The sequence below is a fragment of the Vibrio sp. R78045 genome (assembly GCF_042466085.1).
In the GTDB taxonomy this organism is placed as follows: domain Bacteria; phylum Pseudomonadota; class Gammaproteobacteria; order Enterobacterales; family Vibrionaceae; genus Vibrio; species Vibrio cyclitrophicus.
In genome coordinates this window covers 1053874-1066611 of the sequence record NZ_JAXHBS010000018.1, presented here as the reverse complement: position 1 = coordinate 1066611, position 12738 = coordinate 1053874, and the positions used below count along the sequence as shown (strand labels likewise).

5 protein-coding genes and 1 pseudogene are annotated in these 12738 nt (G+C 39.0%); 3 read left to right on the top strand and 3 right to left on the bottom strand.

Features of this window, described 5'->3' with window-relative positions; all coding sequences use genetic code 11:
• Nucleotides 1–46: 46 nt before the first annotated feature.
• A pseudogene (locus SJY39_RS26635) lies at nt 47–873 on the bottom strand (integrase core domain-containing protein); the annotation flags it as partial.
• Between the two features lie 345 nt (nt 874–1218).
• Nucleotides 1219–2250, bottom strand: a complete 1032-nt coding sequence (locus SJY39_RS26630) for an IS110 family transposase (protein ID WP_280555340.1) — start codon at nt 2248–2250, stop codon at nt 1219–1221.
• Nucleotides 2251–2860: 610 nt separating this feature from the next.
• On the opposite strand from SJY39_RS26630, the gene SJY39_RS26625 reads away from it, so the two are divergent.
• Nucleotides 2861–8710 carry a hypothetical protein gene (locus SJY39_RS26625; RefSeq protein ID WP_390243120.1) on the top strand — a complete coding sequence of 1950 codons (5850 nt, stop codon included), beginning with the start codon at nt 2861–2863 and terminating at the stop codon, nt 8708–8710.
• A 379-nt stretch (nt 8711–9089) separates the two neighbouring features.
• Here SJY39_RS26625 and SJY39_RS26620 read toward each other — a convergent pair whose 3' ends face one another.
• The gene (locus tag SJY39_RS26620) at nt 9090–9791 is read right to left on the bottom strand and encodes a hypothetical protein (RefSeq protein WP_390243118.1); all 702 of its coding nucleotides are present in this window, start codon (nt 9789–9791) and stop codon (nt 9090–9092) included.
• Between the two features lie 1595 nt (nt 9792–11386).
• On the opposite strand from SJY39_RS26620, the gene SJY39_RS26615 reads away from it, so the two are divergent.
• Nucleotides 11387–12346, top strand: coding sequence for a radical SAM protein (locus SJY39_RS26615; protein ID WP_390243116.1), 960 nt, complete (start codon nt 11387–11389; stop codon nt 12344–12346).
• Nucleotides 12343–12735: a DUF6375 family protein gene (locus SJY39_RS26610; protein ID WP_390243114.1), complete on the top strand. Its 393-nt coding sequence runs from the start codon at nt 12343–12345 to the stop codon at nt 12733–12735. Before SJY39_RS26615 ends, SJY39_RS26610 begins: the two co-directional genes overlap by 4 nt.
• Nucleotides 12736–12738: the final 3 nt, after the last annotated feature.

Sequence of the window (12738 nt, the reverse complement as noted above, 5' to 3'; positions counted from 1 at the left end):
AGACCTGAACTGACAGTTACCCACTTTAGACTCGGTGCCTGTCAGATTATATCTGGGCTAAATTCTTTTCAGCCCAGATTGATTTTCCATCCTCTAATGTCTCTATTGGCGTTCTGCCACAGCACATTTTTCCTTGATGGATACGATGATTGTTGTAGTCCATCCATTCGTCCAGATCTTTCTGTAACTCTTCTATCGAACCATACAGTTTCTTTCTGAATGTGACTTGGTTGAACTCATTCAATATGGTCTTGTGGAAGCGTTTGCAGATACCATTTGTCTGCGGTGACATCGCTTTCGTTTTCGTGTGGTCGATATCATTGATGGCTAGATAGAGTTGGTAATCATGCTGATCAACACGACCACAGTATTCAGTGCCTCGGTCAGTCAAGGTTCTCAACATTGGCAGCTTATGATTCTCGAAGAACGACAGAACCTTGTCATTCAACATATCTGTTGCCGTTATTGGTGTTTTTGTCGTGTAGATCTTTGCGAATGCTATTTTGCTGTAGGTATCAACGAACGTCTGCTGATAGATACGCCCAACACCTTTAAGGTTGCCAACATAGAATGTGTCTTGAGAGAGCCTAGATAGCCTGGGTGTGCTGTTTCTATCTCACCACAAGCTTCATCATCATGTTTCTTGCGTTCTAGAGCAGCGACTTGCTCTTCCGTTAGAATAATACCGTTCTCAGCAACTTGCTTTTCTAAGGCAATGAGGCGTTTTTTGAAGTTTTCTAGGTCGTTGCGAAGCCAGATTGAGCGCACGCCACTTGGAGAGATAAAGACCCCCAGTTTACGCAGTTCGTTGCTTGTTCTAACTTGTCCATGAGTAGGGAAGTCGATGGCGTATTTTAGGACGGCTTGTTCAGTTTCACTATTGTCGGAGGACAATAAAGATTGTTCAGTTTCAATAAAGTTTGATCGCTTTTGGGCGACATCAAGTCAGGCGGGATAGGTAAGCTAAAACACTTTTGCCCCAAAACGTATATGGAATCCACGTATTTACAAAGTGATTTTGGCAATAAAAGTTAAGATGCGGTCGTATATTCGGCTTCTTATTGAAGGCGCTACCTTCTAGCCTTTGATGTTTTGCGCACCTACTGTCCTCATCGAGTTATCAGCCTCTTAAAGCGTCACATTTTGGTCAGGTTTTCAGTAGGTTGGTCTTACCTTTTATGCATCATCATTTTGTAAAATTTTAGAATTTGTTAGTGCTTAATTAGTGAGTAATACTGGTTTATATTCAGTCTCATACCGAAGCATCGCCCATGCAGTCCGTACCACTTTGTTAGCCAGTGCAATGCAGGCCTTCTTGAAGCCGATACGATCTATGATGCTCCTCAACCAAGCGTCCTTCTGAGTCTTCGGTTTTTCGGGTAGTCGTCCAACGTAAGACATTGCGCCAAGATAAAGAAGCGAGCGTAGCTCCTTCACACCACCGCATTTATCGATCCCAATCATAAACACTTTGCCACCTGAGCTGTGCTGTTTAGGTGTAAGACCAACAAACGCTGAAGCTTGTCTTCCATTCTTGAACTGCTTTCCATCACCAAGAGTTGTATAGAGCATCGCAGCAGTTGTTTCACCAACACCTTCAATGTCCATTAATCGTTGGCACGGTTCTATCTGACGGGTTAAAGCATTTTTCTCTTTTTCGAATGCGATGAGTTTTGCTTTAAGTTCTTTATATTGCTCCCACAGCATCGACAGAACGGATACGACATTGGCGGGTATTGATGTATCGCCATCAAGCACTGTTTGAACCGACGCTTTTAAGCCTTTTTCACCTCTAGGGTTTGCTATCCCGTAGCCCAAAATTGTCCCTCTAATGTGAAGCGCTAGAGAAACAACACTACGAGATAAGAATCTACGGCTAGTTTCTAAAGAATGCATCGATTGTTGTTCAAGTGACTTGGGGCGACTGAACTTAATTCCTATCTGGATAGCTGCATTAGCAATTGCTAGTGCATCATTATGATCGGTTTTATGACCCTCTAAGTAACCTTTTACTTTCTTTGGGTTAATGATCCGCACTTCATGTCCGTACTTTTCTGCCAGTTGTCCCCAATAATGGCAACCACAACATCCCTCCATAGCAACAATTGAGGGCTTTGCTTTAGCAAGAAACTCTTTCATTTTTTGCCGACTAAGAGGTCTATTAGACAGCATTTCACCATGAATACTGATATGACACACTTGAAGAACATTTTTTGCTAAATCGATAGCGATAACATTATTCGTCAACATATTGGAACCCTCGAATTTTCGTGACTCTGCTAAGTGTAGATTGGCAGAGAGGGAGTGGATTCCATACATCATGCTAGCAACAGGTAAGAAATCCTTACCTGTTGACTCATCTTTGCCCATCATTGAGCCAGTTCTTTACTGGCTCACCTTTGCCCCAAATAAGATACGAACGCTAGATTATCAGCTCCCCAAAGCACAATTTGAGTTACTTTTAGTTATTCTAAAAATGTGGAAATAGAGTCAGACAATACCGCTACCAAAACGGCCTACACTTTGTAATTGTTTGAATTGAAGAGATTTATTCATCTTTTCTGTAAATAATGTTACTTTGTCTTGTTTTTTCAATGCATTAGCATGTAATAGTTTCTGTACGTTAAATTTTGGATAGTAGCTAATTTAGCAGATGTCCAAAAATTGTTTGCGGAACAGAACCAATGACTTTTCCGTCTATTCCAGAAATCAACGATAATTTGGATAAAGCCATCAATCGTTCTAAAGCAGATTTGAATTAAGTCAACGACGCATGGAGTAGCAACACACTCTGCTCTCCGCTGGGGTCGCGCTAAGCATCCTAGTGAACAATGAGAAGCACAAAGGAATACCAACTCACATGAATCCTCCAATCAAAAGCACTCAGTTAACCCGTCTTGGGTATGAATATCAGGACCTAGTATGTATAAGGATATTGGTTAACTGGTATCACGATAGGGATAAATATCAGTGGGTAAAAGTAGAAAGTACCTCATTACCTGACGCAAAGGTATCCAGCTTAGATGATGTTATTGCTCTTCGAGCAGACGGAAAATACGAGCTAACCCAGGTTAAGTTCACAATTGATGCGAATAGAGAAGATCTTACACTTAGTTTTGATTGGCTAACGTATCGTACAGGGAATGGCACTTCTCTAATTCAAAAGTGGTTCAAAGACTTAACTGAAGCGGTTAAGAATAGTCAACTGGGAAAAGCCGAGCTAATAACAAATAGAAGGCCGGACACTGAAGTTTCTGCATGCTTGAAAAATGGAATGATCGACCTTCGCAGTATTCCAAATGAGCACCTAAAGATTATTGAATCCCAGTTAGGTGGAAAGGCCGAGGCTGAGGAGTTCTTCAACAATTTCAACTTTATACATAGCCAACCAACGATTGATAATCTAGAGAATCAGCTTCATGACTCTTTAGTTCCAGACCATACTAACGAAGAGGGCTGGCACAGATTTTTAACCAAAGTAAAGAGATGGGCTACTAGAAAAGGAGAGCCTTCGGCTGATGGATGCATAAGGTTTGAGGACTTACACAGCTTATTGAGTCTAGGAGTCAGCCGGGATCTCTCTCAGTATTTTGATATACCTGAAAAATACCTCCCCCCAACAATGAATTTTCATCAAGATGTTACTAATAAGCTAGATACGGGGGGAGCTTGGGTTGTGTCGGGCGCTCCTGGTATGGGAAAAAGCACCTACCTCTCCTATTTGTATGAAAATCTACAGGCTAAGAATGTTGCTGCAGTGCGACATCATTATTCACTGGGCCTTCAAAGTCTGGACGATAGGATTTCTTTCTTTAACGCCGCATCATCAATTATTAAGCAAATCAAAAACTCCCCAATGATTTCGTGGGTTGGGCTAGATGAATCACCAGAGAATATAGATAAGTGGCTAGTTCGTGTAGGAGAGGAGGCAAGCAAAAAAGGGAAAAAATTTATACTAATTGTGGATGGATTGGACCATGTATGGAGAGAGAGGTCTGATATATCTCAATTAGAACATTTAATAAATAGAATTCTACCAGTTCCAGAAGGCGTAACAATTGTCTTTGGAACTCAGCCGGTCAGTAGCTCTAAGTTGCCTAACAGGTTGCTAAGCAATTGCCCTGTCGAAGGTGATCGGTGGTTGGATATCCCTTATATGGATTTGTCTGCAATTGGGTCATGGCTTGAAGGCTTACGTGATTCCGGTGTCGCCAATATTGGAGGAAGCACATCTGTAAGCTCTATTCCTGAAATAGCTCTAGCATTACAACAGATTTCAAGCGGATATCCTTTGCATGTGATTTATTCGTTGCGTACATTGTTAGCTAAAGAAAAGAATGTGTCCGTTTATGATATCGAGAAGCTGGATAAGTGTCCGGATGGTGATATTAACACTTACTACTGGAATATTTGGGCAAACCTCTCGGAACTAGCTAAGGAAATTCTATACTTAATGGCTGTGACAGAATTTCCATGGCCAGATAAAAATAGCTTTGCAAAATGTTTTGAAGGGACACAAACATTTTTAGAGGCGTATAAAGAAATTGAGCATTTGGTGGAACACCGCCGGAGCGGTGTGTTTCCGTTTCACGGAAGCCTATTAGTAAATATCCAGAAGCGGAAAGAATTTGAAGGCGCTAAAAGAAGGCTATATCCGGTTGTAAGTAATTGGCTTAGCAACGACGCTCCATCATTTTGGAGGTGGGCCTGGGATTGGATTGTACAATCGGAAATGAAAAACATTGATCCGCTGCTTAAAGGTGTTACTAAAGAGTGGGTTATAAATTCGTTATGCGATGGGTATCCGTTGGGGCATATCGAACATATTATCTCTAGTGCTGAAAAAGTAGCTTTTTCTAATAAAAATTATACTCGCCTAGTTGATTTGCGTCTGATGAAAACTAGGTTTATCAATGGTCCTGAATATCAGGTTCAGGATTTTTCAGAATTTTCTCGCTCGGCTATGAAGCATTCTGATGATGAATATGGATTGCTTTGGAAATCGGACAATATAAGAACATTAGATATCGAGGATATCGTCGCTGTTGCATCACTCTGTAGGAAAAAGTATCCAGAAGTTGTAGAGAACTGCTATCAAGAACTATACAAAAGGGCAGTATTTTACGCGAATATATATGAAGGAACTGAAAATAAATTTAGCTTAACAGTTGATTCGTTAATTCAAGTTTTGTGTGATTGTGATGACCCAGATGTGGGCAGAGTTATTGATTTAATTGACCGGATTACCCCTAAAGATGGTTTGTATGAAATGCTATTTTCATCCTTGTTAAGAAGCGATAATTCAGAATATATTTTTGATATTGACTACTTTAATCTCCCTGAAGAAAGCAAACCGATTTTTTTAGAATACTCTATAACTGCCGCTTGTATTTCAGGTATTGATCTATCTAGCAGAGATTATCGAGATGAGGTATTAGCTTCTTCGTTTGGTGTGTCTTATTATTTATTAAAAGATCAGCTACCAGTACATAAGAATTTTATTGGTCCGGTATATTTTAGGCATAGGGATGTGTCAGAAAGTGAGTTGCTTGATTTCTTCTTTCATACATTGAATGATCATTTGGCTTTTGATGTATTAACTTTAGATAAAGAAATTTTAAAACTCCAAATCGATGATAATTATGACTTTTCGATTTGGTTTGGCTTTTATATTGCAGGTGTGAATACAGCGAAGTTAATCCGTAACGGCGAAAAGTTAAACCCTTTAGATATCTACAAGTATATAGAAAGTTCGGGTTGCAAAAAGCATATTGGGTACGATTATGAACTTCATTCTAAAACATTATCTGTAATACATGCCATTCCTAATGCATGCATCAAAATTGCTTTATTGCTGAAAGAAAAAAATCTTTTTGAAAATATTGATAAGAAATATCTTGATGAGGTTCAAGACTATTCGTGGTGGAGTCCAGTCGTTTTCTTTCAAAAGTCAGTAAAACAGTCTTTCGTTCCTGTCGATAATGATAGTGCTAATAATTACTGGTGTGATTCTTTAAATGACCTTAACAATAAGGAAGGTAATACAGCTGAACTAGGTGATGAGTGTATTGATATTGTATCAATTTCATCTTCACTCGGTTTAAAGGATGCCGTGAAAACTGGTTTAGAGCAGGCTTGTAAGTACATGCTTGGCTACGGGTATAGAAAAGATATTACATTTCATGAGGTGTTTGAATCAATTCAGGCATGTTCTGATGCTGATATTGGGGATGTTGCTGATTATTTGAAGAGGGTTTCATGTTTTACAGTAGACATGTTCTCATTCACGGAGAGGGAAATAAGGCATATACCATTCTGGTATATGCAACTGTTGAGCAAGCATTTGCCTAGCAGAATATACGATGAGTTTTCCTTTCACCTTGAAGAGCAGAATTGGTATGTACTTGAAGATATTTTAATTGCTTATATAAAGAACGGTGACATCAGTTTGCCTGGTGTACTAGATTTGATTGGCTGCTTTTATTCTTATGGTTTGGTTGAGGCTATTAAAGAACGATCAAATGAAGATTCTTCTCTTGACCCAGTACTCCAAGAAATTGTTGAATATTATGGTACAGAGCCACCTAAGCCAAGAGATAAAGATTCTAGTAGCAATATAGATAAAGAAGAAATAAAAATTCCTTTTGGTTCTTATGTGCCAGAGTATTTAGGTGATTTAATAGAGAGAATAAGAAAAGAGTATAGATACTCAGATTCTAGTTATCTTTCACAATGGATAGAACATTGGGTTGATCTTGGAGAAGGTCTGCGAGTCATAGCTGAATATGAAAACTTCTTCAAGGACGATGAAGACCTCCCTTATTTATCTGGGCTTAAGGAAAGTATCGATGCTATTTATCAAGCGAGCAAGAAGCTTCAAGGTAAAAGGAGGGCGTATGTTTGGGCACTTAGAAGTATTAGAGCTAATAGTTATTGGAGTAGATATTCTGGCTCAAAATCTGAAGAAATGATTTGCTATTATGCCCGAGAGTATAGAGACCGATGGGAGGAATTGTTCGCTGATTCAACTCATGGTGAGCACCTTCAATTGCGTGGCGATGAGTGGTCAATTGTACCAACCAGTAAGCTAGTAATGTTTTTAATAGCTGTTGGTCAGAATGATTTAGCGACGGATGTCACTGACGTAATCGTCCGTGGTTTGGAAAGGGATATAGAGCACTTGCCAATTCGAGAGTCCTATTGGTTGCACGATACAAAATCTAAAGAGGTATGGGCCTTTAGTTTTCTCTTAAAATTTTATCAATGGCCAGATAAAGCTGTAAAGAAAAAAACAGCTATGAAGATAGCCCATATCATTGATAATGACGATAGTGGCTTGTGCAGAAAAGAGTTTATAGAATGTATTAAATCACTCCCTAATGAAATGTCTGTCGTTGAATATTTATCAATACTTCAGCTTGTTGAAAAAAATCATTTTGATGCAGACGAACTTATAGAGGCGGTCCCATTTCACTCCTTGTTTTTGAAATATCTATTTGAAGATTTGGGGTTTTACTACGACGAGAAAAATCTAGCTAATTCATATTTGGATAAATCTATATATATTGGAATTAGTGAAAGGTTGAAAAAATCTTTAAACGGAGTGCCTGGCTATATCTCAACATCTATAAGTACTTTGGGCAACAATGTTGGTGCTGACCTTCTTGGCCATATGTCCTCAGAGCTGGAATACATTAATAGTAGGGAGAATTATTCTTACTTTGATCCATACAGCTTCACCGGCGGCATGTTTTGGTTGCGGGATCATCTGATGTGTAGTTTATCTTCAGCTACAGAGTCGGCGGTGATGTCGGCTTATGTACGAACTATTTTATATGCGGCTAATAATTACTCTATTGATCAATCTGAAGTATTTCACTTGGTGCAACAGGCCAATCCTTTCTCTGAGTTGCTTCATTCTGTTGGTCCAATATCTAGACCTGCTTTTTGGCCAGATACGTCAGAAATCATACAGAATGAACAGTTACCCGCTGAGAGGAAACTGAAAAGGATTTTGGACAAGCTTGCATGTAATGATGATGTGGTGCTGGGTGGTTCGGGGCCTGTTGTGCATCAAGTTAATGGTATCAATGTTGATCTAGAGGTATTCGCCGTGAGCATTGCTGAAGGCTACGAACTAAATGCTTCAGAAAAATTTAGCGCAATTGAAAATAATCAAAACCCAATTTTTACAGGTGTTTACCCTTTATCAATATGTTTGCATGAAAAAATCGCTAGTAGATTTGAACTTGATAAAGCTGTAAGAGGATTATATGCGCCGCATTTATCTCTGGGAACGGGTACTCCATATATTGAAAGCAATACTGATGGAATCAGTTTTAAGGAAGGTGATATAAATATAGCTAAGTGGGTCTTCTGGTATCAAGACTGGTACCCGGCTCGTTATTATGGCTTAGGTCCTTCTTTGGGGGTAGCGACTATAGCAAGTCCTAATCTAAGGTTTATTCTTGAGTCTTCGGATGAGCAATTCTATTTAATTGGGCGATTTAGTGTGGTTAATAAAAGTGGATTTTCTACGGATAATGCGAATACAGAGCATTTCTACTTTGAGTCTAAGCTGAAACCTGGTCAATTAGAAGTATTGGATACCAATTATGTTTCACCAGTAGTATCTGAGTATATGAAAACTTACATTGCAGGCAATCGGCTACCCAGAGGGAAAATGTTTCGAAATATTCACATTAAGTAGTAGGTAGTTGATATGGGTTTATTAGGTGGTTGAATTTGCTCTCTGAGTTAGATGTTTTGCAATATCCTATTTAATCCGTTAAATGCTAATTTAGTAAACTCACTGACTCATTTCTGTCCAGAGCCATGCTGACTGCGCGGCTGACTCGGACTGCCCCAAAGCTTGTTGTGAACTATATGTGAAGGTGGCAGGTTTGAAGGTAAGAATCTTAGCTTTTCTAATATTCAGATACGACATGATCCACAGCTAGTGCCTCTTGTTGTGCTACCTGTTGTCAATAGTCTTCGAGCGAAGGAAAACAGAGCTGTCTATGCCCTCAAGTACTACTTGGCAATTACACCGTAGGGTAATGGAACATTGTTAACTTTAAAAAATCACATTATTCAATTTTTGTAAGCGTTCCCTGCACCGCTCTGAGTTGAATTAGGCGCAAAAACTTCTCCCATGAATCACTCATAGATAGCAGTTCTTCTATGTCGACTCTTTCGATGGTTTTCCCTGTTAATGACTTAAGTGCGCTTAAGCTAGCTGACGAAACCTCATCACTGGTGATATCTGGTAACGTGATTTTCTCAACACCCTTCAACCTATCGAGAAACTTAGTTCCTTCATTTGTCAGAAGTAACGGTTTTATTTGGGCTCTTTTAGCAGTGTAGTCCAACCAGAACGTCAGATAATCAGGAACAGAACCATTCAAACGAAAGCAGAGTAAAACTTCTTCATCTAATAATGAGAGGAGGTTACCACAGTCATAAAGCCCAATATCAATCTTTCCATGGTTCTTTAGCTGATTTAAAAAAAGTTCTCGACGAGACTCTTTTTGAGTATGTATGTACTTTAAAGTTGTTGCTTTATCTTTTAAAGCGTAGCGATAAATCGTATCAATGCACTGGCCAATATTCGAACCATCTAGCTCTATGGATAGGCATGTTATCCTTAATTGCTCTTCCAATAACAATTCAAAATCTGGGTAAAACGTACCGTTCCAATCACTCACCTGGCAATGCAAGGGAGTGTATGACTTTTGATTAGCCCAGGAATGTAGTGGTTGAATGACAGTTGAGGGGATCCAGAAAATCATTGTTTATCCTTTAGTAGTCAACCAGAACAAGAAGTTATGGTAGCAAAACAAGCACTCCTAACTTAATGTACCTTAGAGTTCCATTCTTTTATATGCCTGTCTCTTTGTCCGCTGGGGCACCTTTTAACTACACCTGAGTATAAAAATTCCAATACCTTAGGTCATCTTAACATCCCATAAAGTAAGTGATTATTATTTTATTAATAACGGCGCCCTCTTTATTCATGCTATTCCTGAACCATTTGTTAAATGACGTCTAACTAAAAAAACTCTTTAGGGAGGGTTACCACTCCAATTAAGACAAATTTTATATCACTTTGGGATAGAAGCTTAAATCTGGACAAATTTGATATCACTTTTGGGTAGAAGCTTGAATCTGGACAAATTTGTTATCACTTTTAAATAGGGAGTCTTGCTCGTATCGTAACCTTGGGGTAAATGACAAACTCTACATCTTGTTGTTTGGTACTCTGGTCTAAACTTAGAATTCAAATCTTTTCCGGTATCAAACGCTATGGAAGCTTTATCTATCGTAGTTGGTTAGTTAGCCCATGCGTTTGGTATCAATATGCAAACACCTTGAGTTTTGACAATACAACACCCTTAGAAGTGGTTATTGAGTACGGGAAAAAGTATCTAGTTCAGTACCTAGATCATAAAAGACTTGGTGGGTATGAATAGGCTCTACCACGAATACTAATTTTAATTTTTACTAGCAAGTTGTTGACCAATCATGTACTCGCAAAGTGAGCAGACAAGCATCAGCCTCGAGATGTTTTAAGAAGTATGTTTTAGTTGATAAGCTCTGATTACGATTTCAGGCTCTAACGCTAATTTGCTAGACTAAGTAAGACTGTACATAAAGGTGGACGAATGAACTACTTTGCAGAGGACCCCTTCTAGGTAATGTAAGCCTGGAGGGTAAATGAAAAAACTAAAGCAACAGTACCGAAGCCATATCAAAGCTAATGGCTGTATTATATGGCATGTGTATCCTTGTGTTCGTAGTGGGACTCATAAGCACTTTTCAACTAAGCAGGAAAAGAGTTATTTTTTCCTTCATGAAGTTGAGTATCGTGAGTACCCAATCAAACTGCGAGCGGCTAGAGGGAAAATACTGGCTAATCCTTGGGATGATTATCCTGCATACATATATGACGTTGCTAAGTGCTGGAAGCATAATTCGAAAAGACGTCACCAGTATTACAAATAACTATTATTAAGCCTCGCGAATGCGAGGCTTATTTCTATCCGTCGATATACTTATTTGAATTGGTCTGAATGTAATCTGTTAGTTTCGTTTACTCTATGTGACCATTTCTGACAGGTTGCGCTAAATCAGTTCTGCCCCATTCTAAGCTTGATCTGTTCTGTACCTCATTTCTAAGCGAGGTTATTTGCCCTATTTTTTCTTATGTCACAAAGTGCCTATGAATTTGGTGGCAATTCAATGTACTCGCCATCTGTAGGAGTGTATTTTATAGGTAGGGTTGGCATGTTTGAAGTGACTAAGAGTAACCCTTTAGTTATTAGTTTCATCTTGTGCTGATATTGCACTGCGATCTAACCTAACCATTTAAGGTATTGGATAAACTTTGTATATAGAGAATAAAAATGGCGTCACCCAACAACACGAGTTCAAGATTAGAAAGGGGCCTGATGGTATCCACTTATTTAACCGTCAAAACGGGCTTAACATACTTTTAGATGATGCAGTTACGCCTGAATCCGATTGGACGAATAGCCCTAGACAAGTATCCATAGCTCTTACTAATGACTGTGACTTGAGGTGTGCGCATTGTTATGCGCCAAAGCATCGCTCAACTCTGGAAAAAAGTAGAGTAAAAGATTGGTTGCTTGAAATGGATAGTATGGGTGTGTTTGGTATCGGCTTTGGTGGAGGTGAGCCAACATTGCATGAAGACTTGGTTGAACTTTGCCAGTTTGGACAGGAAGAAACCAAGCTATCGATTAGCTTTACGACGCATGGTCACACTTTAACTCCTGAACTAATATCACAGCTAAAAAGTCATGTGAATTTTATTAGAGTAAGTATGGATGGGACTTATAGTAATTACGAGTCTATAAGGAAAAGACCATTTAAGGGGCTGTTAAGCAATTTAGAATTATTGAAAGGACGTATCCCTTTTGGGATAAATTACGTGGTTAACAGTAAAACCATTGAAGACTTGCCAAATGCCTTGGAACTGTCCAAGGAGCTAGGCGCTGACGAGTTTCTGATTTTACCAGAGGTACCAGTGGGGTTTGGTAAAAAAATCGATGATGTAACACTAAGTAAATTAAAAGAAATCGTCGACAATCGAAGCTCAACGATAAAAAGCATGAGGGTATCTATAAGCTCTGATTACAAAAATCAATTTATCACTGCTATCGGTCTTCAGAAAGAGAGCGACCTACAAGGCTTTGCGCATATAGATGCGTCAGGTGTTCTTAAACTGAGTTCGTTTGACAAGAATGGAGTTCCTATAGGTGGTGGTTCCCTCACTAATGCTTATCGTCAGTTAACAAATACTATAAGGGTTGAATTAGAATGAAAATTTGGCAGGGCTACGGTGCGGAGCACTCTTTAAATCTAGTAATCGTTGGTGAGTTCAAGGATGCAGAGAAGGCTGAAAATTTTGAGCAATTAGTATCAACGATTAGTTCTTTTCTATGTAGTGATGAATCGAATTTTGACGTGGATGCAGATAGATATGGTGATGAAGTGCTTGAGTTCCTTAGCAAGCAAAATCTGTTTTGTCTTTCTCCCCAACAATTAGCGCAATTTATGTATGATCAAAGTCTCGAGAGAAAAGGTTCAAAGATAACCATATCGTCAGATGACGATCTGAATGCATTCATCTCTTTACTGATTCATGAAGGAGCGAAGGTCGAATGCTTTTCAGCACACGATTATCCTGATTTGGTTAAACAAGAGGATTAAATA